31 protein-coding genes are annotated in these 24,612 nt (G+C 34.8%); 25 read left to right on the top strand and 6 right to left on the bottom strand.

Translation table 11 applies throughout. The annotated features are described in order from the left end of the window. Nucleotides 1-15 precede the first annotated feature (15 nt). On the top strand, nt 16-660 hold the full coding sequence (locus NST60_RS23420; protein ID WP_169188870.1) for a YrrS family protein: 645 nt from the start codon (nt 16-18) through the stop codon (nt 658-660). Between the two features lie 276 nt (nt 661-936). Here the strand turns inward: NST60_RS23420 and NST60_RS23415 are convergent, their stop codons facing one another. Next, on the bottom strand, nt 937-1,149 hold the full coding sequence (locus tag NST60_RS23415; RefSeq protein ID WP_016202919.1) for a YrzA family protein: 213 nt from the start codon (nt 1,147-1,149) through the stop codon (nt 937-939). A gap of 234 nt (nt 1,150-1,383) precedes the next feature. Here NST60_RS23415 and NST60_RS23410 point away from each other — a divergent pair, with 234 nt between their 5' ends. From NST60_RS23410 to NST60_RS23375, 8 genes are all read left to right on the top strand, one after another. Then, nucleotides 1,384-2,031 carry a class I SAM-dependent DNA methyltransferase gene (locus NST60_RS23410; RefSeq protein ID WP_169188869.1) on the top strand — a complete coding sequence of 216 codons (648 nt, stop codon included), beginning with the start codon at nt 1,384-1,386 and terminating at the stop codon, nt 2,029-2,031. 4 nt (nt 2,032-2,035) lie between these two features. Further along, the gene (gene mtnN, locus NST60_RS23405) at nt 2,036-2,728 is read left to right on the top strand and encodes a 5'-methylthioadenosine/S-adenosylhomocysteine nucleosidase (protein ID WP_169188868.1); all 693 of its coding nucleotides are present in this window, start codon (nt 2,036-2,038) and stop codon (nt 2,726-2,728) included. 348 nt (nt 2,729-3,076) lie between these two features. Next, nucleotides 3,077-4,000, top strand: a complete 924-nt coding sequence (gene cysK, locus NST60_RS23400; protein WP_169188867.1) for a cysteine synthase A — start codon at nt 3,077-3,079, stop codon at nt 3,998-4,000. Further along, nucleotides 4,001-5,134 carry a bifunctional cystathionine gamma-lyase/homocysteine desulfhydrase gene (locus NST60_RS23395; protein ID WP_169188866.1) on the top strand — a complete coding sequence of 378 codons (1,134 nt, stop codon included), beginning with the start codon at nt 4,001-4,003 and terminating at the stop codon, nt 5,132-5,134. A 183-nt stretch (nt 5,135-5,317) separates the two neighbouring features. Continuing rightward, complete coding sequence (locus NST60_RS23390; protein ID WP_016202924.1) at nt 5,318-5,557, top strand: YrhC family protein; 240 nt, start codon at nt 5,318-5,320, stop codon at nt 5,555-5,557. A gap of 471 nt (nt 5,558-6,028) precedes the next feature. Further along, complete coding sequence (locus NST60_RS23385; RefSeq protein WP_016202925.1) at nt 6,029-6,178, top strand: YrzI family small protein; 150 nt, start codon at nt 6,029-6,031, stop codon at nt 6,176-6,178. A gap of 27 nt (nt 6,179-6,205) precedes the next feature. Beyond that, a complete protein-coding gene (locus NST60_RS23380) occupies nt 6,206-6,358 on the top strand; it encodes a YrzI family small protein (RefSeq protein ID WP_016202926.1) in 153 nt (50 codons plus the stop codon). A gap of 20 nt (nt 6,359-6,378) precedes the next feature. Continuing rightward, complete coding sequence (locus tag NST60_RS23375; protein WP_016202927.1) at nt 6,379-6,516, top strand: YrzI family small protein; 138 nt, start codon at nt 6,379-6,381, stop codon at nt 6,514-6,516. A gap of 227 nt (nt 6,517-6,743) precedes the next feature. On the opposite strand, the gene NST60_RS23370 is transcribed toward NST60_RS23375, so the two are convergent. Next, on the bottom strand, nt 6,744-8,681 hold the full coding sequence (locus NST60_RS23370) for a fructose-1,6-bisphosphatase (RefSeq protein ID WP_169188864.1): 1,938 nt from the start codon (nt 8,679-8,681) through the stop codon (nt 6,744-6,746). A 307-nt stretch (nt 8,682-8,988) separates the two neighbouring features. Between NST60_RS23370 and sigK the strand changes: the two genes are divergently transcribed. Further along, complete coding sequence (sigK, locus tag NST60_RS23365; RefSeq protein WP_016202929.1) at nt 8,989-9,708, top strand: RNA polymerase sporulation sigma factor SigK; 720 nt, start codon at nt 8,989-8,991, stop codon at nt 9,706-9,708. 154 nt (nt 9,709-9,862) lie between these two features. Here the strand turns inward: sigK and NST60_RS23360 are convergent, their stop codons facing one another. Beyond that, nucleotides 9,863-10,183, bottom strand: coding sequence for a hypothetical protein (locus NST60_RS23360; protein WP_016202930.1), 321 nt, complete (start codon nt 10,181-10,183; stop codon nt 9,863-9,865). A gap of 436 nt (nt 10,184-10,619) precedes the next feature. On the opposite strand from NST60_RS23360, the gene NST60_RS23355 reads away from it, so the two are divergent. From NST60_RS23355 to NST60_RS23340, 4 genes are all read left to right on the top strand, one after another. After that, on the top strand, nt 10,620-11,087 hold the full coding sequence (locus NST60_RS23355; RefSeq protein WP_169188863.1) for a hypothetical protein: 468 nt from the start codon (nt 10,620-10,622) through the stop codon (nt 11,085-11,087). 168 nt (nt 11,088-11,255) lie between these two features. Beyond that, complete coding sequence (locus tag NST60_RS23350; protein ID WP_016202932.1) at nt 11,256-12,020, top strand: N-acetylmuramoyl-L-alanine amidase; 765 nt, start codon at nt 11,256-11,258, stop codon at nt 12,018-12,020. Between the two features lie 112 nt (nt 12,021-12,132). After that, nucleotides 12,133-12,345, top strand: coding sequence for a hypothetical protein (locus NST60_RS23345; protein ID WP_016202933.1), 213 nt, complete (start codon nt 12,133-12,135; stop codon nt 12,343-12,345). 246 nt (nt 12,346-12,591) lie between these two features. Continuing rightward, nucleotides 12,592-14,376: a M3 family oligoendopeptidase gene (locus NST60_RS23340; RefSeq protein ID WP_169188862.1), complete on the top strand. Its 1,785-nt coding sequence runs from the start codon at nt 12,592-12,594 to the stop codon at nt 14,374-14,376. Between the two features lie 148 nt (nt 14,377-14,524). On the opposite strand, the gene pssA is transcribed toward NST60_RS23340, so the two are convergent. Then, nucleotides 14,525-15,064 carry a CDP-diacylglycerol--serine O-phosphatidyltransferase gene (gene pssA / locus NST60_RS23335; protein ID WP_016202935.1) on the bottom strand — a complete coding sequence of 180 codons (540 nt, stop codon included), beginning with the start codon at nt 15,062-15,064 and terminating at the stop codon, nt 14,525-14,527. Nucleotides 15,065-15,183: 119 nt separating this feature from the next. Here pssA and NST60_RS23330 point away from each other — a divergent pair, with 119 nt between their 5' ends. Continuing rightward, on the top strand, nt 15,184-15,990 hold the full coding sequence (locus NST60_RS23330; RefSeq protein ID WP_169188861.1) for a phosphatidylserine decarboxylase: 807 nt from the start codon (nt 15,184-15,186) through the stop codon (nt 15,988-15,990). Nucleotides 15,991-16,182: 192 nt separating this feature from the next. Here the strand turns inward: NST60_RS23330 and NST60_RS23325 are convergent, their stop codons facing one another. Beyond that, the gene (locus NST60_RS23325; protein WP_016202937.1) at nt 16,183-16,323 is read right to left on the bottom strand and encodes a sporulation histidine kinase inhibitor Sda; all 141 of its coding nucleotides are present in this window, start codon (nt 16,321-16,323) and stop codon (nt 16,183-16,185) included. A gap of 601 nt (nt 16,324-16,924) precedes the next feature. Here NST60_RS23325 and NST60_RS23320 point away from each other — a divergent pair. From NST60_RS23320 to NST60_RS23285, 8 genes are read left to right on the top strand one after another with little or no spacing between them, the layout of a single operon-like run. Further along, nucleotides 16,925-17,440: a YqeG family HAD IIIA-type phosphatase gene (locus tag NST60_RS23320; protein ID WP_016202938.1), complete on the top strand. Its 516-nt coding sequence runs from the start codon at nt 16,925-16,927 to the stop codon at nt 17,438-17,440. Nucleotides 17,441-17,443: 3 nt separating this feature from the next. Continuing rightward, entirely contained in the window at nt 17,444-18,547 is a 1,104-nt protein-coding gene (yqeH, locus tag NST60_RS23315; RefSeq protein WP_016202939.1) for a ribosome biogenesis GTPase YqeH, read from the top strand. Nucleotides 18,548-18,596: 49 nt separating this feature from the next. Beyond that, a complete protein-coding gene (aroE, locus tag NST60_RS23310; protein WP_169188860.1) occupies nt 18,597-19,424 on the top strand; it encodes a shikimate dehydrogenase in 828 nt (275 codons plus the stop codon). A gap of 2 nt (nt 19,425-19,426) precedes the next feature. Continuing rightward, nucleotides 19,427-19,720, top strand: coding sequence for a ribosome assembly RNA-binding protein YhbY (yhbY, locus tag NST60_RS23305; protein WP_016202941.1), 294 nt, complete (start codon nt 19,427-19,429; stop codon nt 19,718-19,720). Nucleotides 19,721-19,743: 23 nt separating this feature from the next. Next, on the top strand, nt 19,744-20,313 hold the full coding sequence (locus NST60_RS23300; RefSeq protein ID WP_016202942.1) for a nicotinate-nucleotide adenylyltransferase: 570 nt from the start codon (nt 19,744-19,746) through the stop codon (nt 20,311-20,313). Further along, on the top strand, nt 20,303-20,872 hold the full coding sequence (gene yqeK / locus NST60_RS23295; RefSeq protein ID WP_016202943.1) for a bis(5'-nucleosyl)-tetraphosphatase (symmetrical) YqeK: 570 nt from the start codon (nt 20,303-20,305) through the stop codon (nt 20,870-20,872). Before NST60_RS23300 ends, yqeK begins: the two co-directional genes overlap by 11 nt. After that, the gene (gene rsfS / locus NST60_RS23290; RefSeq protein WP_016202944.1) at nt 20,873-21,229 is read left to right on the top strand and encodes a ribosome silencing factor; all 357 of its coding nucleotides are present in this window, start codon (nt 20,873-20,875) and stop codon (nt 21,227-21,229) included. It abuts the gene before it with no gap. Beyond that, entirely contained in the window at nt 21,226-21,981 is a 756-nt protein-coding gene (locus NST60_RS23285; RefSeq protein ID WP_016202945.1) for a class I SAM-dependent DNA methyltransferase, read from the top strand. The genes rsfS and NST60_RS23285 overlap by 4 nt, the downstream gene beginning before the upstream one ends. A 183-nt stretch (nt 21,982-22,164) precedes the next feature. On the opposite strand, the gene comER is transcribed toward NST60_RS23285, so the two are convergent. Beyond that, on the bottom strand, nt 22,165-22,992 hold the full coding sequence (gene comER, locus NST60_RS23280) for a late competence protein ComER (protein WP_169188859.1): 828 nt from the start codon (nt 22,990-22,992) through the stop codon (nt 22,165-22,167). Nucleotides 22,993-23,080: 88 nt separating this feature from the next. Here comER and NST60_RS23275 point away from each other — a divergent pair, with 88 nt between their 5' ends. After that, nucleotides 23,081-23,701 carry a helix-hairpin-helix domain-containing protein gene (locus NST60_RS23275; RefSeq protein WP_016202947.1) on the top strand — a complete coding sequence of 207 codons (621 nt, stop codon included), beginning with the start codon at nt 23,081-23,083 and terminating at the stop codon, nt 23,699-23,701. A 301-nt stretch (nt 23,702-24,002) separates the two neighbouring features. Next, nucleotides 24,003-24,581, top strand: coding sequence for a ComE operon protein 2 (locus tag NST60_RS23270; RefSeq protein WP_016202948.1), 579 nt, complete (start codon nt 24,003-24,005; stop codon nt 24,579-24,581). Nucleotides 24,582-24,612 lie beyond the last annotated feature (31 nt).

The raw sequence follows: 24,612 nt of genomic DNA, 5'->3' as shown, positions 1-24,612 counted from the left end.
AGGAGGAGAAACACCTTGAGTAAAGAGATAAATGATGAAGGTAGAACAAGATATCAACAACGTTCCAAAAGAAAGAAAACAAACTTTATTCTAAATGGATTAATTATTGTCGTTATTCTACTAATAGTTTTCGTATCTTATTCTATTTTTCATACAAATGATGAAAAAAATGCTGATAAAAATAAAGATAGTGATACGAAAACTGGGCAACAGGCATCTGGTGATAAAGAAACAGCTAGTTCAACAACTGGATCGGATAATACAGATGAAAATACTACTACTGAAGAGGAAGAGGAAGAGGAATCAGAAGATGGAGAAGTCGTCACAGAAGGCGGCAGTGACTCTAATGTCATTAAAACGATAGAAAATTCTTCCTGGCAGCCAGTTGGAACAACACAAACGGGTGAACATGTTGCCTCTTATTCAGAAGGTGTAGATTGGAATGAGCAGATAAAAGCATTGTCCTATGCGACTGGTTTAGATAGCGGGAATATGACTTTGTGGTTCCTCGGCAACAATAATCAAGATCCACATAAATCCATTGGAACCGTATCATCCAAGGACAAATCTGAAAAATATAGAGTGTATATTGAATGGGTTGATGGAAGTGGATGGAAACCGACAAAAGTAGAAGAAATAAAAGACTTGAATATTCGGTAAAAAAGAGCTGGAGAAATAATCTCCAGTCAGTTTGTCGATAAAAAGATTTTTAAAAACTTAAATGGAATTTTCATGCGTTGCTTGGAGTAGAAGGGGGGAGACTCCTGTGGTATCAGCGCGAGCCCCACGGAAAGCGAACCCCTGAAGCGGAAAGCAAAAGCAAATCCCTATTCAAAGGGACTAATAAATAAATTATAGATAAACCTCTATTTCTAAAATTCAGGGGTTTGTCTACAGGCTGGCTGGAGAAATAATCTCCAGTTTTTTTGTTTGTTTTTAATAACTTTTCTTCACTTTGAAATGAACCACCGCTGTATAATAAGGTCGACCATTATCTAATATAGTGACTTGATGGGAGACGGAATGAACAGAAAGTAAAATGGCTTTATTCACTTCAATTTGTTCATTGATTTTTTTCTCAATTGTCTTCAGACTCTCCCCTTCAAAAAATTCCACTTTATCCTCTATCATTTCTAATTGGATATTCATGCTTCAAACTTCCTTTCTTTCTAACAGTAAAATTATCATACCATAAGCACATAATGGAATAATAACAAAATAGATAAACAGATGGAATAATTATTGCAAAATAGGGAATAAACTTACTATTTAAAGATTCTTGATTAGAAAAAGGAAGATATGATAAATTAAGAACAAGTAATATTAAAAACCATAGTATACTTATAGGAATTATATATATTTAAACAACAGGGGTGCAAAGCTATGGGAAAAGAGTTCCTTGAGATATTTGAACAATGGGCTGATTCTTATGATGACAGTCTTACGAATAACAAAGAGTATGAAGCAGTTTTTCACCATTATGATCATATTTTAAATAATGTAGCAGAACGTTCCACTGGTCATGTTGTCGAATTCGGACCTGGTACAGGAAACCTTACACTAAAATTGATTGCAAAGGGTTTAAAGGTTACTGCAATTGAACCATCACCTGCTATGAGAAAGTTGGCGAAGGAAAAAATCGGTGCAAAGGCACAGTTAATAGAGGGTGACTTTCTTCAATTTAAGTTAGATAGTAAACCAGATACATTTGTAAGTACCTATGCATTTCATCATTTAACCGATCAAGAAAAAGAAGAAGCGATTAAACAGTATAGTAATCTTCTACCTATAGGTGGTAAAATAGTGTTTGCTGATACTATGTATGTCACAAAAGAAGCGTACAACCAAGCAATTCTAGATGCAAGTAAAAAAGGGCAGCATAATTTAGCGGAAGACTTACAGAGAGAATACTATACAACAATCCCCATTCTAACAGAACTCTTAGAAAAGAATGGTTTTACTACACATTTCAAAAAGATGAATGATTTTGTCTGGATTATGGAAGGGGAAAAAATAAACGAAAGAGGTTAATGAATTGAAAATCGCAATAATCGGTGCAATGGAAGAAGAAGTAACTTTATTACGCGAAAAAATAGTAAATAAGAAAGAACACACAGTCGTTGGATTTCAATTTATTGAAGGCGAATTATTTGGAAAAGAAGTTGTCTTACTTCGCTCAGGTATAGGGAAAGTCAATGCAGCGATGAGTACCACAATTCTTCTTCAAACATTTAAGCCAGATTATCTCATTAATACTGGTTCAGCAGGAGGGTTGAATCCTGAGCTAGAAGTAGGAGATGTTGTCATTTCGAATGAAGTGCGTCATCATGATGTAGATGCTACTATTTTCGGCTATGAATACGGGCAAGTCCCACAAATGCCAGCAAGTTTTAAGGCAAATGAAAAACTAATTGCTGTTGCAGAACAAAGTGCAAAAGAAATTGGTAATCATACAGTAGTAACAGGATTGATTACAACTGGTGACTCGTTTATTAATCAGCCAGAAAAAGCAGCGTTTATAAAATCGAAATTCGAAAATCTGCAAGCTGTTGAAATGGAAGCAGCAGCCATCGCTCAGGTTGCCTATCAATACAATATACCATTTGTAATTATACGCTCTTTATCAGATATTGCTGGGAAGGAATCCCATCTATCTTTTGACCAATACTTAGAAAAAGCTGCTGTACATTCAGCAAATTTAGTAATGGGAATCGTTGATAAAATTTAAGGTTGTTTTCTTCTAAAGGATTGTTGTTTTTCCATCGAAAAAAAGAATTAGTTGGAAAAATGGAGCAGACTGAATACACGTAGACGCCACGGGGATTAGCGAGACAGTCTGAGACCCCGGAGGCTCAAGGTTAGCCCCACGGAAAGCGAAGTGTATTCCGGCTGCGGGTAAGCGCAACAAACTTTACGAAAAACAGCCAAATTTAAAAAGAGATAAAGAAGGGGAGTATTTCGCCCTTCTTCATCCCTAAACACTAGTAAATCACTAAGAATAGTTGGAACGGAAGTAATTTATGGATGGAACGAAATTTCTTGTAAATAAGGTAAGAATAAAAGGGGGGTGTAGAGTTTGAATGTTTATCAGAATGTACATCAATTAATTGGTCGTACACCTATGGTTGAACTTACTCATTTTTCATTACCTGAAAATGTTCGTATATTTGCCAAATTGGAATTTTATAATCCAGGTGGAAGTATAAAAGATAGACTAGGATATGAATTAATTCAAGAAGCATTGCAGAGTGGAAAACTTGCTGAAGGCGGCACGATTATCGAACCTACTGCGGGGAATACGGGAATCGGGTTAGCACTTGCATCGTTAAATACAGGTATAAAGGTAATTGTTTGTGTACCTGAGAAGTTTAGCCTGGAAAAGCAAGAGATAATGAAAGCGTTGGGAGCAGAAATTATTCATACACCAACTTCATTAGGAATGAAAGGTGCAATCGAAAAAGCGAAAGAACTGCAAGAACAAATTCCTAACTCTTATATCCCAGGACAATTTGAAAATGAGGCAAATCCTAATACGTATTATAAAACACTCGGTCCGGAAATATGGGAGCAATTAAATTATCAAGTTGATATATTTATCGCTGGTGCTGGCACAGGCGGAACCTTTATGGGAACGGCTCGGTATTTAAAAGAACAAAATCCAGGTGTTAAAGCAGTAATAGTAGAACCAGAGGGCTCTATTTTAAATGGAGGGGAAAGTGGCCCGCATAAAACAGAAGGAATTGGGATGGAGTTTTTACCAGCATATATGGATAAAAGCTATTTTGATCAAATTTATACTGTTTCTGATGCAGATGCCTTCCATTATGTAAAGCTTGTAGCCAAAAAGGAAGGTCTGCTTGTAGGCAGTTCCTCAGGAGCAGCTTTATATGCCGCTATACAAGAAGCTAAGAAAGCAAAAAGTGGCAGTAATATTGTTGTAATTTTCCCTGATTCTAGTGATCGTTATATAAGCAAGAAAATATTTGATGGAGGAATTTAAATGAAAAGAAAAACGAAATTAATACATGGTGGAGTTCCAGGAGATCCTCATACTGGTGCAGTTAATGTTCCTATTTATCAAGTAAGCACATATAAACAGGACGGAATTGGAAATCATAAAGGCTTTGAATATTCTAGAACTGGAAATCCTACTCGTCATGCTTTAGAAGAGCTCATCAAGGATTTAGAAGAAGGAAAAAGGGGTTTTGCTTTCAGTTCTGGTATGGCAGCTATTACTGCGGTTATGATGCTATTTAAAAAGGGAGACCATGTTCTATTAACAGACGATGTGTATGGTGGAACTTTCCGTGTTATGACAAAGGTGTTAAATAAGTTTGGTATAGAGGCCACCTTTATTGATACAAGTGATATAAGCAACATTCATGAGGCTATAAAAGAAAATACAGTAGCGCTATATATAGAAACGCCGACGAATCCATTATTAAAAATAACAGACATAGAAGCAGCATCTCGTGTTGCCAAAGAAAATGGATTATTAACGATAGTAGACAATACTTTCTCTACACCTTATTGGCAAACTCCACTAACATTAGGGGCAGATATTGTTCTTCATAGCGCAACGAAGTATCTGGGAGGCCATAGTGATGTAGTATCAGGCTTAGTTGTTGTTAATGATGAAAAATTAGCTGAAGATCTTCATTTTGTGCAAAACTCAACAGGTGGAGTGTTAGGACCACATGATTCATGGCTCTTAATAAGAGGGATGAAAACACTAGGAATTCGCATGGAGGAGCATGAAAGTAATACAAAACAAATTGTAGCTTTTCTAGAAGAGCATGCTGCCATTTCAAAAGTATATTATCCAGGACTTCCTGCTCATCCGAATCATGAAATAAGCAAGAAGCAAGCACTTGGATTTGGTGGAATGGTAAGCTTTGATGTAGGAAGCGCAGAGAACGCTGATAAGCTTTTAGAGAAAGTTAGATATTTTACGCTTGCTGAAAGCTTGGGAGCTGTAGAAAGCTTAATTTCAGTGCCTGCGAGAATGACGCATGCGTCTATCCCAGCAGAAAGAAGAGCGGAGCTTGGTATCACAGATGGACTTGTAAGAATATCGGTTGGCTTAGAAGACGTAGAAGATTTAATCGAAGATCTAAAACAGGCATTACAATAATAATAGACAAGAGATTTACAGATAGTGCATCTATTTGTAAATCTCTTTTGTTTGATGGATACTTAGTTGCGGAGATCGCTGTATTTTCCATAATATCGCAATTTAGCTATTGATTTCATAAAGCTTATTCTTCTATTCCTATGTTATGGTAATTATATAGTTTACTAGGAAGTAGGGGAAGAAATGGAGAAAAAGATGAAAATCTTAACGGACAAAATATCTGATTATCAGCAATTCGGCACCGTTTTATTAGCAGTTGGAGCGTTTTTTTATATAGGAATAATCATTCCGAAAATGGACAAGGTAGCTGGTTATAACATTGGAATGCTCATTACTTCGATTCTTTTCTTAAGTGCTTCGATTTTATTTTTGGGTAAAGCTAAGAAATTAAAAAAACTTTTGGATGAATGGAAAGAATCATAAGTTAGATTTAAAGGGGATTTTAGCCATAATCTTTCTGGATGTAGAGAATAAGGGGCTGCGGGCAATAGCAACAAACTTCATAGAAGCAGATATAACAAAAAAACTTGAAAAATAGTGTGAAATGTCCATTTTTTCAAAAAGAGGTTTACAAAAATGGCATCGAAGGATATAATTACCAATGTGAGAACAAAAAAATTCTAAGGAGGTTGAATAAAATGGTCAGAAATTTACCAGAATTAAACAGTGTAGTAGTAATTGAATATGTAACATACACGAATTCAACCACTTCGGAATGGGATTTGTTATCTTAGTTTTATTTTAACTAAAATATTCCAACCGCTGGGTAGTCGTGTCCTGCGGTTTTATTATGCCTTTTTTTGAACCGCAGATCAGTCTATTTGCGGTTTTTTTGTGCGCTCACGAGAAAAATATACCATTTATGGAAAAAAACGAAAATTAGGAGTGGGAAAGATGACGTTAAATCTAATTTTTCTAACGGTAACGATTAAGAAAAAGCAGTATACAAACACAGAGTGGTTACAAGAGATGGAAATGGAGAAGAGAATGGAGGAAAATCGCAGAAAGCTGCATGAAATTGGCTATTTAAACCATAGGTTGTAAAAAAATTCACTCTTGGGAGGTGAAGACATGACCTTAAATATTTTCTTTATTACAATAACTATTAACTTGAAAAAGTGGAGTGAAGAAGAACATGCTCATTTACAGGAAATCGAGCAAATATTCGAAGAAACAAAAAACAAGCAAATTCGATCTGGGTATTTTTCTCGAATCAATTACTAACATCATAGGTGGTGATAATTATGACGATAAATATGTTATTTTTTACAATTACTGTTCATCAAAAACAAATGACTGAAGAAGAAATCATTCATCAGCAAAATATTGAAGAAATTATGGAGGAACATAGAAGGAAACAGTTTTCTATGATGCGTTTTTAATAAAAATATAGATAAAAAGGAGAGGTGGATAAAAATGTTTTTGATCATCTTGCAATGTCGACAATCAATCTTATGGGCGGAGAAAGATACTGACTAACTTAGGGGTTTGAATGAACAACCTGCACGAATGAAGCGCTTATGGGGAAGCAATCTTCTATCGATAAAAAAGAATTACAGAAAAAAACAAGCAGCGGGCAAAAATAAAAACCCGCTGCTTGTTTTTTCTCTTATTTTTTAATATAGCGGTATTCCAACAATCGATTTAAATCATTCATTTGCTCCAGTAATTTTTGACCTACATTTGTTTCTAATACCTTTTTGCGTTGTAACTCTCTATCGACTACTCTTTTTACAGACAAGACATCTGTACCATTTTCTAAAACATCTTCCTTTGAAGTAAAGCGCTTATGTGCAACCAATTGCATGCCATAAGAGTTATATAATAAAGTGTAGCCTGCGATTCCTGTTTTTGATTGATAGGCTTTGGAGAAACCACCATCAATAACAATCATTTTCCCATTGGCTTTAATTGGGTTTTCTCCATTGATCTCAGCTACGGGTGTATGCCCGTTAATAATATGTCCTTGATCAGGATTTAGCCCAAATTCTTCTAAAATGTGGCGACATACCTCTTCGTTTTCTCGCAAGGAGTAATAAGGATTCTTTTTCTCTTTATGGATTTCCTTTTCTTTAATAAAATACCGCTCGAATGTAGTCATGTCTTTTTTGCCAAATAACGAGGAATTTTCACCAGTCCATAAATACCAAACTAAATCTGTTGCAAAGTCATCCGATATTTCAGGATGATTAAAGCTATAGCGTAAATAGTATTCAAATAGATCAAATAATTCCTTTCCGCAATAATCTTTTCCATCAATGCGCATCGTTTTCATCGTTCCATCTTCATTTAAAGGAATACAACCATGGATTAATAAATTGCTGTTATATCTTAAGTATAGATTCCCCTTATTCATAAGAAAGTGAATGTGCCTTGCAAGTTTCTCTGAATGCTGGATCGAAAAAAGCAGCTTATCCATGACTTGTTCTTCTTCTTTTAATAGCTTTGAAGGATCTTTTGGATTAATTGTATTAAAACAAATATTTTCTAGTGAATAATTTTTTTCGTTTAAATCAATGGTATTATTCTCGTAATTAATTTTTTCTAAAAGTAGACGGTGGTGCATTTGGAAATCAGGACGTCTTTTGATAATAGGCATTTCTAGTTTAAATTGAATGATGGAAATAGCTTGATGGATTTTTGTTATTTGTAAAATATTTTCTTCTGAGTTTTCTTCTTTTTTGGCATTCATTTTTGGACGAAAAGCTTTATTATCGTTATAATATTTATTCGCTAAATTTAAGAGTGGCCGTAAGTTTATACCATATGCATCCTCGATAATATCTAAATTATCATATCTTGCACAAATACGAATAATATTAGCAAGACAGACTTTTGACCCTGCAAATGCACCAATCCATAGAACATCATGATTCCCCCACTGTATATCCACGGAGTGATACTCCATTAATGTTTCGATGATTTTATCGGGGTAGGGTCCTCGGTCATATATATCTCCAACGACGTGCAAATGATCAACAACTAGTCTTTGTATTGTATAGGATAGGCCGATAATTAATTTATTCGCTTGTCCTAAAGAAATAATTCTGTTAATGATGCTTGAATAATAATCGGTTTTATTATTTAATTCATTTTTCTCATACAATAATTCTTCAATTATGTAAACAAACTGCTGTGGCAACGCTTTTCTCACTTTGGAATTTGTATACTTGGAAGATGCATAGGATACTAGGCGAATCATCCTTTCGATCGTATCAGCATACCAAGTATCCAGTTCTGTTGTATGTATAAATGAATTTACTACTCTTTTTAGCTTTTCTTCTGGATAATATACCAATGTTGCAAATTCATCGATTTGCGTTTTGGAAAGCTCGTCTTTAAATAAATCGCGAATTTTTTCCTTAACATTTCCAGAACCATTTCTTAAAACATGTTGAAATGCGTGATACTCTCCATGCAGGTCACTGACAAAATGCTCGGTCCCCTTTGGAAGATTGAGTATGGCATCTAAATTTATTATTTCAGTAACCACTTTTTCTTCAGAATCATACTTTTCTGTTAGTAAATCCAAATATTTAGTATCCATTTTGTTTGTCCACCCCCATGTAATAGAAAAAAGCTATCAATATATGTATTATACAAGGAAATAATGAGAATTTTGTATTCATTTTAAAATAATTGGAAAATTATTCATTGTTTTTTGTATCCATAGAAAATAATTAAATAGAAGTTTATCGATTTTGTGCTTCTTGATATTACCCAAAGCAGATAGTGAATAAACCAAAATAAAATAGATTTTCCAAAGTTTATTGTCACTTGGACATGCAAAACCACCTCACTTTTTACATAGTAATGAAGTATAGGCAATTGTCCTTGAATGTGGAGGTGGAAAGATGACTGGAATCTTGTTGTCGCTTGGAGCTTTACTCAAAGAATTGGTTTTTCTTGTGTCCTATGTTAAGAACAATGCATTTCCCCAACCATTATCAGCGAGTGATGAAAAGAAATATTTACGATTGATGGCTGAAGGTGATTCGCATGCGAGAAATATGCTAATAGAGCATAATTTGCGTTTAGTTGCCCATATTGTGAAAAAATTTGAAAATACAGGGGAAGATTCAGAAGATCTAATTTCGATTGGAACAATCGGTCTCATAAAAGGGATAGAGAGTTTTTCAGAGGGAAAAGGAACAAAATTAGCTACTTATGCCGCTCGCTGTATTGAAAACGAAATACTTATGCATCTTCGAGCTTTGAAGAAAACAAAAAAAGATGTTTCTCTTCATGATCCAATTGGTCAAGATAAGGAAGGAAATGAAATCAGTCTTATAGATGTACTAAAATCAGAATCGGAAGATGTTGTAAATACGATACAGTTAAATATGGAGCTCGAAAAAGTAAAAGAATATATTGATGTATTAGATGAAAGAGAAAAAGAAGTGATTATCGGAAGATTTGGTCTCGATTTAAAGAAGGAAAAAACACAAAGAGAAATTGCGAAAGAACTAGGAATATCGAGGAGCTATGTTTCGCGAATAGAAAAGAGAGCCTTGATGAAAATGTTTCATGAATTCTACCGGGCCGAAAAGGAAAAAAAGCGAAAAAATGAATAACAATTTTACATAAGAATGTTAACAATATGCATTCTTATGAGGATCGTTTTGCATAAAAAACATCATAAACTAATAGAAAATCTAGTTGAAAAGGCGAGAAGGATAAAAGAGCAGCTTAGTCGATTGGTTCGTATCTTTGACTAAGCGGCTTATTTTATCTTTTATACTTTGCGTAATGTATGTATTCTGTGTTGTCGGTAGCTACGGTTTTTACTACTTCTCCTTGCCGATTTTTGTAAATTTCATATTCTCGGTAAACTTCCACTATAAACCCATCCACTTCTTTTGTCTCATCTAATTTATATTCAAGATCAGGAGCACCAAATATTTCACTGGCATTACTGGAAACCTCTTGCTCTTCATTTGTAGATCCATAAAAGAGAACTTGATTTTTATTAATTTTAGCAGTTGGAGTTTCTATGTAAGCAATAAAACCCAATAAGATGATAATGGATATTAAAGAGATTTTTTTCACCTTTTCTCTCCTCCTTCCTTACATTGTATGCATGTCCTTTTAAAGTATGCGAATAAGTAAAGGGTGGAGAACGAAAGAATTGGAAAATTTAATCATTTTTAGATTACGAAAATCATAGGGTTAAAAAGGTACAGGCCCTCCAAATATTTTTATAAGGAAAAAATGAATTGCCTCAAAAAATTTTTGCATCTCGTAAATATTTTAAAATATTTGTAATATAAATGAAATATAAAGTAAAACTTCCGTCAGTGGGCAGATCCTTTTTCCCCCACTGATGGTTAGTTGAACCAATCGGACCTTTACGAACAGTTGATCTCCCACCTATTTTCCTCGTATTCTCCTAAGCTTGAGGGGGAGTCTTACTGTCCGTTAAGAGTGTGGGATAACGTTGATGCAAAACGGAAGGATTAGAGCTTATTGAAGGGGTTGAAGACCAGTGTTTATAAGACACATACTATTCTTAACATTATTGATATCTTTGCTTACCACCACTTGGCCAACGCATGGTATGGAGGATAAAGCAAGCACACATCATGATGAATTCAATTATTCCATGTCTGAGCTAAAAGATACAATAAGAAATATACAAAGCAAAGCTGACATCAACTCCAATCTAGGCATGAAGCATGAAGTAGTTAGAGGTGATATGTACAACAATGTTGTATGGAGATTTGATTTGGGTTCGCAACCAACGTATCAATTTGTTTCGGAAAATGACAGCATCGATATGGAAGGTTTGCAAGAAAGAACGATCAAGTATATCGTATTTTTAAGTTTTGGGGAAGACGAGGAAACGATTATTAGTAAATCCATTTACTATTGTGATGAGAATGGTGCTATTCATGAAGTGAAATATATTGAGAATATAGAAAGGGAGAATATTATTTTGCCGCCAAGCAAGTAATAAGAGAATCGGCGTAAAGCTTGCCTTTACTAACGTAGGTTTATGCCTAAAAAGAGAACCATTTTCTTTGCAACTTAATAGTATAAGAATAATAATGTGTGATATATGGGCTTTAAAACAAGCGATTTTTCACCACCTTACTATACTATTAGAAAGGTGGTGAAAAGCATGGTGAAAATTTTTATCGATCCTGGCCATGGTGGATCTGATTCTGGAGCAGTAGGAAATGGATTACAAGAAAAAAATATTACATTAATGATTGCTCAACAGATTAGAAATATTCTTCAGAATGAATATGAAGGAGTAGAAATTCGGATGAGTCGTAATGGCGATTCAACGGTAAGCCTGGCAGCAAGAACGAATGCCGCCAATAACTGGAATGCTGATTTTTTTCTTTCAATTCATGTTAATGCAGGTGGTGGTACTGGCTTTGAAAGTTATATATTTCCAGGAGTTGGTGCACCAACATCAACTTATCAGAATGAGATTCATGAAGAAGTAATTGCTGAGACCAGATTTAACAATAGAGGAAAGAAAAGTGCGAATTTCCATGTATTGAGAGAAACAATCATGCCTGCGCTGTTAACAGAAAATGGATTTATTGATACAGCAATAGATGCTAATCAGTTAAAAGACAGCAATTTCATTACAAAGATTGCTAGAGGGCATGTCAACGGATTAGAAAGCGCTTTTTCCCTTCAGAAAAAACAAACTCAGTCTCCGATATACCGTGTACAAATCGGAGCTTTTAAAGTAAAAGAAAATGCCGAAAAAACAGCATCTCAAGCAAGTGAAAAAGGGTTTGACACTGCTGTTTTGTTTAGAGACAACCTATTTAAAGTACAAATTGGAGCATTTAGTAATAGAAATAATGCGGAGCGATTAGCACAAAGAGCAAGGGAAGCAGGATTTAATGCGTTCATTACTAGTTAGAAGAAAGAAGAAGTAATCGGCGAAAGTAGGAAAATTGCTAGAAAATAGGACAATTGCCTAAAACATTAGGAACAAAATAAGAATATTTTATAGAAAGAGAGGAGGAATTTTAATGGTTGGTTATGGATATTCGAATCAAGTACCACCCGCTGTTCCACTTGGAGGAATAGGACCTGCGCCAGTTGGATATGGTGGTGCCCCTTATCCAGCATATGGAGGAGTATATGGTGGAGCTGGTGGTTTCTGGTACGCATTCTTAATCATTCTATTTATTGTTATTATTCTATTTTGGGGTTTTTGGGCATTTGGCAGTTATTATCGGTAAGTAAAAAAGAAAGAAGAATAGGCAAGCATATATTTTTTTGATAAAAGTTATTAGTGCTACTAAAATAATGGACAATACATGCAAGCTTTCAGTCATTTTTAGTTGTTAATGAGCATCTTGATTAAAATCGGGGTGCTTGCTTCTTTTAGTCTGAAAAATTTTACTATTTTCATAGAAATAATGGAAATAGTTCGATAATCAAACTATAATGGCATAGTAGTAATTAAAGGAAGGAGCTTGAGTATAGTGTACATTAAAAAATATCAAGAAACATGGGATTTAGAAGGATTATTTCCTGGAGGCAGTGATTCCTCAAAGTTTAGAGAGCATATTGCCATTTCAATAGATGAAATTGATAAATTGTCAACATATGTACATAAGTTTGAGCCATTAAAAGAAGAAGCAGAGGTAGAGGCTTTACGGGAAATTGTAGGACAGTTTGAGATCGTGGTAAAAAAAGTAAGACAAGCAGGTGCCTTTGTCAGTTGTTTAGAGGCACAGAATATGGAGGATAAAGAAGCGAGTACACTAAGAGGGAGAGTAACAGAACTAAGTACTTCGTTTCAAAATGTATTAACTATCTTGGACGGAAAATTATCTTTATATAGTGACATAGAATGGGATTCTTTATTTAAAGGTAACGATCTGGAAGAACTTTATTTTGTACTGTCGGAAAGAAGAACAGCTGCAAAAGAAAAATTATCAGAAGTAGAAGAAACACTCATAAATAAATTAAGTGTTGATGGATATTATGGCTGGGGCCAAATGTATGATACCATTGTTGGAAAAATCCAGATTCCTTTTGAGGAGGAAAATTTATCTGTTGGACAAGCAGCAAATAAATTTTCAAGTCCTGAGCGCATGGTTAGAAAAAAAGTGTTTTCAGAATGGGAAAAAGCATGGGATGCAAATGGTGAAGTGCTTGCAAAAACATTAAACCATTTAGCTGGCTTTCGATTGAATGTTTATGGTATGAGAGGCTGGAGTAGTTTTTTGAAAGAGCCATTAGCCATTAATCGTATGCAAGAAGAAACATTACAAGCGATGTGGAATGCTATTGCAAAAAATAAACAGCCGTTTGTACAATTTTTAGATAGAAAAGCCAAACTGTTAGGATTAGAGAAATTAAGCTGGTATGACTTAGATGCACCGCTTGGAAAGGTAGAAACAAAAATGTCGTACCAAGAAGGTGCTGAATTTATTATTAAGCACTTCGAACAATTTGGCGCTGAGATGGCCGCTTTTGCAAAAAAAGCGTTTGAAGAGAGCTGGATTGAGGCAGAAGATAGAAAAGGAAAAAGACCAGGAGGCTTTCACACCTATTTTCCAGAAAGTGCTCAGTCACGTATTTTTATGACGTATTCTGGTACTCCCTCCAATGTCTCGACATTAGCCCATGAATTAGGTCATGGCTTTCATACTTACGTAATGAGGGATATGCATACATTAAATAGGAATTATGCGATGAATGTGGCTGAAACAGCGTCTACATTTGCAGAGATGATTGTGTCAGATGCGGCAGTAAAAGCTGCTTCAACAGAAGAAGAAAAGGTAGTATTATTAGAAGACAAAATACAGCGCTCCATAGCATTATTGATGAATATTCATGCGCGCTTTCTTTTTGAAACAAGCTTTTATGAAAAACGCCAAAATGGTCTAGTTTCTAAAGAACAACTAAATTCGTTAATGCTGGATGCACAAAAAGAAGCATATGGAGACTCCTTAGAGGAATATCATCCATCTTTCTGGGGTTCAAAATTACATTTTTATATTACAGGTGTACCTTTTTATAATTTCCCTTATACATTTGGTTTCCTATTTTCGCTTGGAATTTATGCAAAGGCAATTGAGGAAGGTAAGGGGTATGAAGAGAAGTATATTGCTTTATTAAAGGATACAGCAAGCATGACGGTGGAAGAGTTGGCATATAAGCATCTTCAAATTGATTTAACGAAAGAAGATTTTTGGAATAGTGCGATTGAGCTTTGTATAAAGGATGTAGAAGAGTTCTTGGCACTAACCAACGAATAGATATTAAGTGGTGTGTTCGGACCAAAATAAGGGCAATGGACGCCTTTAAAAAGTTATCAAAAGTAAAGAGACCACATAACAGCTTCTTTAAGCAGTTATGTGGTCCTCAGAATTAATCTATCGCCTTATAAAAAGGATAAATTGTTTGTTAAATTTTTCTCCACTTAAAACTCCCAATCATTAATACTGAAAGAATGAGCATCAGAAATAAATAAATGTGTGGAGGGATGAAAGCAAACCATAGACAGCTAAACGTTAAGATACAACCAGCAGCCGTAATTGGTAAGCCTGTAAAAAAGCCATGACTTTCAGTAATATTAAATCGAGCTAATCGAAAAGCGCCACACACAATATAAAGCACTGTAAAAAAAGAGCCTGGTGCCCCCAAATCAAATAGTACCCCTTGATATACTAATAATGCTGGTGCTACCCCAAATGAAATGATATCGCTCATAGAGTCCAGCTGTTTGCCAAGTTCTGATTCAATATTAAATTTTCTGGCAGTCATTCCATCAAGTCTATCTGCTAAGGCGGCGATAAAAATAAGTAATAGACTTAATTGAAGATGTCCCTTTAAACTATAGATAATTGCAAAAGCACCTAAAGAAATATTCGTTAAGGTTAAAACATTAGCCAGTTGAGTTTTAATTTTCTTGATAGTTTGTTCTAAAACTCCATGTAGAAACATTAGATTCACTCCCAGTATGAAATGAATTTCATACAACTATTTTATATAATCATATATAATTTTAATGTAGTATATGAATATCCGTAAAGAAAAATTTTATTTATTGGAGGATTGCTTCATTGAAAGAAACAATGTATCGACTTTGTATTGAACTAACAAACGGAAGATGGAGTTCCTATTTAATTAAGAAATTTGCTTATTCTAGATGGAGCCGTTATATTATTCCTTCCTTTGCAAAAGTTTATAAAATAAATATAGATGAAATGGAAAAACAGCTACATGAATATCGGTCATTACACGAATTTTTTATTAGAAAATTAAAAGTCAATTGTAGAAAGGTAGATGCGGAGACTCGAGAAATCATAAGTCCTGTTGATGCGGTAATTGAAGATATTGGGCAAGTAAGGACGGATCGTTCTATTTTAGTGAAAGGAAAATCGTATTCGATTCATGAAATGCTTGGTGATGAAAAAACGGTTGATAAATACGTAGGTGGGACGTATCTCATATTTTATTTAAGTCCTAGTCATTATCATCGAATTCACTGTCCTGCAACAGGCTTAGTAAAAAAGCGTTGGACGCTTGGAAGTAAATCGTATCCTGTTAATAAATATGGTTTAAAGTGGGGGGATTCGACCCTTTCTAAAAATTATCGCTCTATAACTGAAATCCAAACAGAAGAAGGAAGTAGTATTTGTATGGTAAAGGTTGGTGCGATGTTTATTAATTCTATCGTACTAAGCCATAAAAAAGACCGCTTAGTACAAGGTGAGGAAATGGCCTATTTTTCCTTCGGCTCGACCGTTGTGTTACTATTTGAAAAAAATACATTTATAGAGAAGGACTTTATTTCTATACCGTATCCGGTTAAAATAGGGGAGGTTATCGGCGAAATTAGGGAATTGGATGCTTCAAAGGCTCAATGAGAATTTCTATTCCGTGTGGGCTAAAATGGAAAAAGATAAGCACACATTGTTTGTTTGGATGGCAGGCTTGCCTTGTTTTGAAAGTGAATTTATTATGTACAAGGAAGAGACAATCAAATATCGTTAAAAACAAAAACAGCCTGCAATTAAGGCTGTTTTCAAATGTATAGATGGCTCATATTATTCTTTCATTTAAGAGGAGACTTTTATCTTGTTGCTTAGAGAACGTCGGTGAATCTCTGTTTCGATGAGACGAATAAATTCAGGGCTTAAGTTTAGTTCCCGAGCTTTATGGTATGACTCGATCAATAATTCATCTGACAGTTTCCGCATGCCAGAAACACCTCCATTCGAATATAGTAAGAACATTTTCTAAAAAACATATATAAATGTAATTATCTTCAATGCTGAAAAAGGTTTTTGTGCTTTCATGATGAAATAACTTTTAAAAAAGTGCGTAGTATACATACTAGATGTACAATTTCGACATTATTTTTTGAGAAACTTGCTTGTCCAACATGATTATTCATGGAGGAAGCACTTTTTGATTTAGTTCCTTTTTCTGCGTGTTAATCTTGGAAGTTTTTTGGATATTATAATGTATCCTTACTTTAACAAAAATAAACATAGAGAACAACTGTTCGTTTATCCACAATAGTTAGTGGATAACCTGTGATTATTTTGTTGAGAAGTATGTGGATTGCATATAAATCAATGGGTATTATGTGTATAATGTTATCCACAAATGTTGAAAAATGCGTATTTTGTCGAAAATTATTTTATTTTTATTAAAAAAAGAATGGATATGGTATCTTCTTTAAGCGGAAAAACGGTATAATATTACTTTCTTCTATCGAAAAAAATGGTTACCATAATAATAGTAGGACATTCTGGTTAAACAATAGAAATGAGAGAGTTAAGAGGTGTTTTTTAAGTGTTCAATCAATTTTTGCCAAATCAATTTGTTAAAAATATATTTGAGATTTCACCAGAAAGTTTAAAAGAAAAAGGGATTAAGGGGATTATCACGGATTTAGATAATACGTTAGTAGAATGGGATCGCCCGCTTGCGACGCCGCAAATTATTGAATGGTTTGCAGAAATGCAGAGAAATGACATTAAAGTAACAATTGTTTCCAATAATAAAGAAACAAGGGTTAAGTCTTTTTCTGATCCATTGCAAATTCCTTTTATCTTTGCTGCCCGGAAACCACTTGGCCGAGCTTTCAAAAAAGCTATCATGCAAATGAATATTAAAAAAGAAGAAACAGTTGTTATAGGTGATCAATTATTAACAGATGTTCTTGGTGGAAACAGAAGTGGATTTCACACCATTTTAGTAGTTCCTGTTGCTCAAACAGATGGGTTTATGACAAGGATCAATCGGAAAATTGAAAGAAGAATTTTAAATTGGTTTCGTAGAAACGGAAAATTGACTTGGGAGGATTAATACGTGACAGAAAGAATACATTGTATAGGCTGTGGAGTTGCCATTCAAACGGAAAATAAGGATGAATTAGGGTATGCACCTCCTTCTTCTCTAGAAAAGGAAGAAGTAATTTGTCAAAGATGTTTCCGTTTAAAGCATTATAATGAAGTACAGGATGTTTCTTTAACAGACGATGATTTTTTAAAGATTTTAAATGAGATTGGAAAAAGTGATAGTCTAATTGTAAAAATAGTCGATATTTTTGATTTTAACGGCAGCTGGCTCCCTGGTCTCCACCGTTTTACAGGAAAAAATAAAGTTTTACTAATTGGAAACAAAGTCGATCTTTTACCAAAATCGGTGAAACAGCAAAAAGTTATTAATTGGATGAAAAAAGAAGCGAAGGATTTAGGGCTAAGACCGGAAGATGTCTATCTTGTTAGTGCGGAAAGAGGCAAGAACATCAAAGAAGTATTAGAAGCCATTGAATATCATCGTCATGGAAAAAATGTGTATGTAGTTGGTTGTACGAATGTAGGGAAATCGACATTTATTAATCGAATCCTTAAAGAGGTTTCTGGGGAAGAAAACGTGATTACTACTTCCCATTTTCCTGGTACGACATTAGATATTATTGAAATACCATTATCCGACAGTAAGTATTTAGTGGATACACCAGGAATTATTAATCATCACCAAATGGCTCATTTTGTAGATAAAAAAGATTTAAAAGTTATTACTCCGAAGAAAGAAATTAAATCGAGAATTTTTCAATTAAATGATAAACAGACACTATTCTTTGGTGGACTAGCTAGGTTTGATTTTGTAAAAGGAGAACGCAGTAGTTTTGTATGCTATTTTTCTAATGAGATAACGATACATCGTACGAAATTGGAAAATGCAGATGAATTATATAAAAAGCATGCAGGAGAGCTATTAACGCCGCCAAATAGAGACCATTTGGATGATTTCCCAGAGCTAGTTAGACATGACTTTTCTATAAAAGAGCCAAAGACGGATATTGTTTTTTCAGGACTGGGGTGGATAACGGTTAATGAACCGAATATACAAGTATCGGTTTATGTACCAAAGGGAGTTCACGCTATGCTGCGTAAATCACTGATATAAGTGAGCAGCAAAGTTTTTTATAAAAGGGGAAAGGGAGAGAGCTGCTTAAATGAAGAACTATGCAGTAATTGGCGATCCAATTCAACATTCCATGTCACCGGTCATGCACAATGATCTTTTTCAATTTTATGGATTGGATGCTGAAATGAAAAAAGTGCATATAAAAACGGAAATGCTTGAAGTGGGATTGCAAAGTTTAAGGGACATGAATATAGATGGCTTCAATGTTACTGTACCGTATAAGCAAGCAATCATTCCCTATTTGGATGAGCTAGACCCACTGAGTGAAGCAATTGGTGCTGTTAATACGGTAGTTTGTGAAAATGGAAAGTGGATGGGGTATAATACGGATGGAGAAGGATATCTAAAAGGGCTTTTAGAACAACTACCTGATTTGAAACAGAGAAGAACATTGATTGTTGGGAGTGGCGGTGCTGCAAGAGGCATTTATTTTACATTGGCTCACTATGGGGTACAACAAATAGATATTTGTAATCGTACACTAGTAAAAGCAGTTGCCTTAAAAGAGGCATGTCCTTTTCCGGTAAAAACCAATATAATGGAAGTTGCCTTAGCGGAAAAAATGCTTGGCGAATATGAACTTATTATACAAACCACTTCTATTGGAATGTCTCCGAAAATAGGTGCTTCGCCCATTAAAATGACTAATTTGAAGAGGGAAGCATTTGTAAGTGACATTATCTATAATCCATTGGAAACAAAAATATTAAGTGAAGCGAAAGCCAGAGGGGCAAAAACTCAAAATGGCATTGATATGTTTGTATACCAAGGAGCTTTAGCATTTGAGAGATGGCAAGGTTTTTTTCCAGATACAGACAGAATGAGATACAGTGTTTTAACACAACTAGGAGGATAAACATGTTAAGAGGTAAGCAAAAAAGATTTTTACGAGCAAAGGCACACCATTTAAGTCCTATTTTTCAAGTGGGAAAAGGTGGCGTTAATGACAATATGATTAAGCAAATTAGTGAAGCTTTAGAAGTAAGAGAATTATTAAAAATAAGCATTTTGCAAAATTGTGATGAAGATAAAGATACGGTTGCAAGTGAATTAGTAAATGGAACGAAGAGTGAACTAGTTCAAATTATTGGAAATACAATCGTTTTATATAAAGAGTCTAAAGAAAACAAAACGATAAATTTACCATCTTAAATTGGTAGAAGAGGCGATTTTTTGTGAAAAAAGTAGGGATATTAGGAGGAACATTCGATCCTCCTCATATAGGCCATCTAATCATAGCAAATGAAGTGCTGCATGCCCAAAATTTAGATGAGATTTGGTTTATGCCAAATCAAGAACCCCCACATAAAATAAAATCAGGGGATGTAACGAATATTCAGCGAGTGGAAATGTTACAATTATCCATAGAGGTTCATTCTGCCTTTCGAATCGAAACGCTGGAGTTAGACAGAGAAGGTAAATCATATACGTATGATACGATGACGCTTTTAAATGAGGCTCACCCGGATATTGACTTTTATTTTATAATTGGAGCCGATATGGTAGAATATTTGCCTGAATGGTATAAAATTGAAAAACTTATGCAAATAGTAAAATTCATTAGTGTAAACCGTCCTAAATATCAATTGGAAACAGATTACCCTGTTCAGTATGTAAAGGTTCCTGATATTAATATTTCTTCTAGTTTAATTCGTGAAAGAGTCAAGGACGGGGAAACGATTTCGTTTTTAGTAAGAGATGAAGTAAAGCGATATATTGAGGAGAACCGACTATATGAATCGTGAAGAAGCCTTACAAATAGTGAAAGAACAGATTACCGAAAAGCGTTATATTCACACAATTGGTGTAATGGAAACTGCCATTAAACTAGCGATTAAATATGGTGGAGATGCTGAAAAGGCGGAAACGGCAGCAATATTTCATGATTATGCAAAATTCCGTCAGAAGGATGAAATGAAAAAGATTATTGTAGAGCAAAATATGGATCCAAATCTTTTATTATTTCATTCTGAACTTTGGCATGCTCCAGTAGGTGCTTTTCTAGTAGAAAAAGAAGTTGGAATAAAAGATAAGGAAATACTGGATGCTATTCGATATCATACATCTGGAAGACCAGAAATGAGTATGCTAGAAAAAATAGTTTATTTAGCAGACTATATTGAACCAGGAAGAGCTTTTCCTGGTGTCGATGAGGTAAGGGAATTAGCAGAAATAGATTTTGAACGTGCTTTTTTACAAGCTGTAAAAAATACCATTATTTTTCTAATCCGAAATAATCGGGCAGTATTTCCTTTAAGTTTTGAAACATATAATAGTTATTGTATAAATACGGAGGTTGATTGAATGGATGAACGTACTTTATTATGGACTGCTGTAAAAGCAGCTGATGCAAAAAGAGCAGAAAATATTGTCGCGCTTAATATGAAAGGTATATCGCTTGTAGCAGATTATTTCGTGATTTGCCACGGTAATTCTGACAAACAAGTACAAGCTATTGCAAATGAAATCAAGGATAAATCTGGGGAACTTGGAATTTCCGTAAAAAGATTTGAAGGCTTTAATGAAGCAAAATGGATTTTAGTTGATTTAGGCGATATTATTGTTCATGTTTTCCATCGCGATGAAAGAACTTATTACAATTTAGAACGTCTTTGGGGAGATGCGCCAGTTGAGAACATTGAAAGTGTGATTAGTCAATGAGTTATCAGCAGTTTGCCTATCTTTATGATCGTTTAATGAATGATGTGCCGTATGATAAGTGGGTAGAGCTTGTAAAGAAGGCGGTAAGCGATTATAAAGTGAATGGAGCAAACCTTTTGGATTTAGCTTGTGGAACTGGTGAGTTGTCAATTCGGTTTTCACAAGCTGGGTTCCGTGTGACTGGGGTTGATTTATCAGAGGATATGCTAAGTGTAGCACAAGCAAAAACGATCGAAGCAGGTGAAGGAGTTTTTTACTTGGAGCAGGATATGTCTCGCTTAGAAGGCTTACCTGTTTTCGATCTAGTTTGCATATGCTGCGACTCTATTAATTATTTAAGAACAGAAGAAGATGTTATCAATACTTTTAAGGGTGTTTATGAGCATTTAGATGAAAACGGCCTTTTTATATTTGATGTACATTCTTTGTATAAAATGAACCAACTATTTATTAATCAAACATACGCTGTCAATGACGAGGATTTGAGCCTCATTTGGCAATGTTATGAAGGAGAAAATCCTAATAGCGTAGAGCATGATTTAAGCTTTTTTGAATTGGACGAAGAATCAGGTATGTATCATCGTTATGATGAACTCCATTTTCAACGAACCTATTCCGTTGAACAATATAGCGAATGGCTAGATTTAACTGGATTTAGTGTGGTGAAAGTCGAAGCAGATTTTTCCGAAGGGATAGAGGATCTCGCAGAACGGATTTTCTTTTACTGTAAGAAAAAAGAAATGATTAAATAAAAAATTTTAGATTTAGTGCAATAGGCCATTCTAAAATCGTTATTATAATAAAAAAGGGAAGTGCTCCGCAGATGGACCATCTCCCTTTTTTATGTTCTCGACTATTTTCAAATTTACTTGATAATAATTTGAAAGGAAAGAAGGAATTCGAATAGGTATAATAGAAAGTATTATTAGCATCAGCTATTTTTGTCCTGAAACAAGATTTCTAAGGGATCGCTGATCATCTTCATACTTAGCCTGTGTTGCCTGAAATAATTGATTAAAAGTATCTCCTAACTGACTCTCCAGTACGTTTATTCCTTCACCCGTTATTCCGCCTTTTACACACACCTTCTCCTGTAAAGTAGGTAATGTATAATAACCTTTTTTTAACAATTCTCCTAACCCAATAAGCATTTCACTAGCTAATTTTGTTGCGGTTTCTGAATCAATTTCCGTCTCGTCGACTGCCCCTTCTATAAATCTGCGAGTAAGATAACTAAAAAATGCTGGTCCACAGCTGACAATATCAGAGGCAACTCTCGTAATATTATCTTCAATTTCTAATGGAGTCGAAAAATTTTCATAGAAACTCTCTAATTGTTTTTTCCACGCATCCGTACAATTGCTTCCATAAGAAAATAAAGAGACCCCTGCTAATGCTCTATTTGTGATGCTTGGAATAATCCGTGCAACAGAGCAGCTAAAGAAAGAATCTAGTTGGTCAGGGCTTATTGGACTAGTAATAGATACAACACATTTATCCTTTGTTAAATATGGAGATATGTTCTTGGCAACTTCATACATATCATGTGGTTTTACACATAAAAAGGTAAGATCTGTTTGTTTAGCTATTTCGATATCGCTATAGCATACATTTATGTTTGGATAATCTTCCTTAATTTCTAATGCTTTGTTAATTGTTCGATTAAAGATAAATAAGTCTTCGGGGGAAATAGCATTTCCATCAATCATCGCTTCTACTAAGATTTTCCCCATATTTCCAGTACCAATCATTCCAATTTTCACTTTTTCTTCCCCCCCTATAATGAGCGGTTTCTCATATAACGATATGAAGCAACAATACAAAATATACCTGAAAGGATGATTAGTTATCATGGACTGGCTTCGAAAAAATAAAAAATTCATTCTATTTGTTTTAGGTGGGATATCCCTACTTTTGCTGTATCGTTTTTATCCTATCCTTATGCCAAAGAATGAAGAAGAATACTTCCCACAAGATGACTTATTAACTGAAAGGGGGGAGGAAATAACAGAGAGCGAGTTAGCTGAGGAAGAACCACAAGTTACGTTTATACTCGTAGATGTAAAAGGAGCAGTCAAAAATCCAGGCGTTTATGAGGCGAATGAGGGAGATCGCGTGAATGACATTATTCAAAAGGCAGGAGGGATTTTGAATAACGGTGAAAAAAATGCAGTGAACCTTGCAATGAAAGTGTCGGATGAGATGATTATTTATGTACCTTATATAGGAGAAGAGGGAGAAGTAGTTAATGACCAAGCAAGTCTCTCTGCGAATGAAGGCCTAGTAAATATTAATAAAGCGAGCGAAACGGAATTGCTTCAATTACCAGGAGTGGGTCCGTCTAAAGCGGCAGCCATTATCGAATACCGTGAACAAAATGGAGGATTTTCTACAAAGGAGGATTTAAAAAAAATAAGTGGAATTGGAGAGAAAACATATGAAAAATTAGAACCCTTTCTTACGATAAATTAAATTTCTTTCCAATTTTAAATGGTCAACAGAAAAGGATATAGGGTAAAAGTAATCTTACATCTTTTTTGTAATTGACTGAAAACATACTTCCCGATAAACTTAATGAAGAATTGAATTATTGTATTTATCCCACTCTTAACAGGAAGTAAGACCCAATCCGCGGAAAATCAAGGAAGTGAGGTGGGGGCTAACTGCCCGTAGAGGTCCGATAAGTGCAACTAACCATCCGTAGGGGCGAGGGAAAACTCTTATTGATGGAAGTTTCTTTATTAATTTTGTTAACTTATGGGAGTGAATATAATTGGAAAGAATCTCATGGAATGAGTATTTTATGGCTCAAAGCGAATTGTTGGCTTTAAGAAGCACATGTACAAGATTGGCAGTAGGGGCAACTATTGTCCGAGACAAGCGGATAATCGCTGGAGGATATAATGGTAGTATAGCCGGTGGTGTTCATTGTATTGATGAAGGCTGCTATGTAATTGATAACCATTGTGTTCGAACCATTCATGCGGAAATGAATGCTATTTTACAATGCGCTAAATTTGGTGTTCCGACTGACGGAGCAGATATCTATGTAACACATTTTCCTTGTCTTCAATGCTGTAAAGCGATTGTACAAGCAGGTATAAAAACGGTTTATTATGAGATGGATTATAAAAATCACCCCTACGCTCTTGAGCTTTTTGAACAGGCAAATATCGCAACAGTGCAAGTGGAAAGAAAAGAGCTTGAGAAAATAGAAGAGAAAAAGGCGTTTGTAGAATCCCTTGTAAAACAATTAAAAGAAAATAATGCAGATACTGTAGAGGTAGAGGTTTTGGAAAAAAGAGCAGAAGAATTATTCTCCATAATACCTACAGCAAAGACGTCTATTTAATCTGATTTCTCCATTCTCGGTCTACAGCGGT

Origin of the sequence: Niallia sp. FSL W8-1348, assembly GCF_038006745.1 — a bacterium.
In the GTDB taxonomy this organism is placed as follows: domain Bacteria; phylum Bacillota; class Bacilli; order Bacillales; family Cytobacillaceae; genus Niallia; species Niallia alba.
This window is presented reverse-complemented; position numbering and strand designations above follow the sequence as displayed.

Excerpts from the sequence above, each read along its gene's own strand:
- NST60_RS23415 (WP_016202919.1), bottom strand. The coding sequence starts at position 1,149 with ATGAATATCCAATTAGAAATGATAGAGGATAAAGTGGAATTTTTTGAA.
- NST60_RS23410 (WP_169188869.1), top strand. The coding sequence starts at position 1,384 with ATGGGAAAAGAGTTCCTTGAGATATTTGAACAATGGGCTGATTCTTAT.
- NST60_RS23395 (WP_169188866.1), top strand. The coding sequence starts at position 4,001 with ATGAAAAGAAAAACGAAATTAATACATGGTGGAGTTCCAGGAGATCCT.
- NST60_RS23390 (WP_016202924.1), top strand. The coding sequence starts at position 5,318 with ATGGAGAAAAAGATGAAAATCTTAACGGACAAAATATCTGATTATCAG.
- NST60_RS23385 (WP_016202925.1), top strand. The coding sequence starts at position 6,029 with ATGACGTTAAATCTAATTTTTCTAACGGTAACGATTAAGAAAAAGCAG.
- NST60_RS23380 (WP_016202926.1), top strand. The coding sequence starts at position 6,206 with ATGACCTTAAATATTTTCTTTATTACAATAACTATTAACTTGAAAAAG.
- NST60_RS23375 (WP_016202927.1), top strand. The coding sequence starts at position 6,379 with ATGACGATAAATATGTTATTTTTTACAATTACTGTTCATCAAAAACAA.
- NST60_RS23370 (WP_169188864.1), bottom strand. The coding sequence starts at position 8,681 with ATGGATACTAAATATTTGGATTTACTAACAGAAAAGTATGATTCTGAA.
- sigK (WP_016202929.1), top strand. The coding sequence starts at position 8,989 with ATGACTGGAATCTTGTTGTCGCTTGGAGCTTTACTCAAAGAATTGGTT.
- NST60_RS23350 (WP_016202932.1), top strand. The coding sequence starts at position 11,256 with ATGGTGAAAATTTTTATCGATCCTGGCCATGGTGGATCTGATTCTGGA.
- NST60_RS23345 (WP_016202933.1), top strand. The coding sequence starts at position 12,133 with ATGGTTGGTTATGGATATTCGAATCAAGTACCACCCGCTGTTCCACTT.
- pssA (WP_016202935.1), bottom strand. The coding sequence starts at position 15,064 with ATGTTTCTACATGGAGTTTTAGAACAAACTATCAAGAAAATTAAAACT.
- NST60_RS23325 (WP_016202937.1), bottom strand. The coding sequence starts at position 16,323 with ATGCGGAAACTGTCAGATGAATTATTGATCGAGTCATACCATAAAGCT.
- aroE (WP_169188860.1), top strand. The coding sequence starts at position 18,597 with ATGAAGAACTATGCAGTAATTGGCGATCCAATTCAACATTCCATGTCA.
- yhbY (WP_016202941.1), top strand. The coding sequence starts at position 19,427 with ATGTTAAGAGGTAAGCAAAAAAGATTTTTACGAGCAAAGGCACACCAT.
- yqeK (WP_016202943.1), top strand. The coding sequence starts at position 20,303 with ATGAATCGTGAAGAAGCCTTACAAATAGTGAAAGAACAGATTACCGAA.
- rsfS (WP_016202944.1), top strand. The coding sequence starts at position 20,873 with ATGGATGAACGTACTTTATTATGGACTGCTGTAAAAGCAGCTGATGCA.
- NST60_RS23285 (WP_016202945.1), top strand. The coding sequence starts at position 21,226 with ATGAGTTATCAGCAGTTTGCCTATCTTTATGATCGTTTAATGAATGAT.
- NST60_RS23275 (WP_016202947.1), top strand. The coding sequence starts at position 23,081 with ATGGACTGGCTTCGAAAAAATAAAAAATTCATTCTATTTGTTTTAGGT.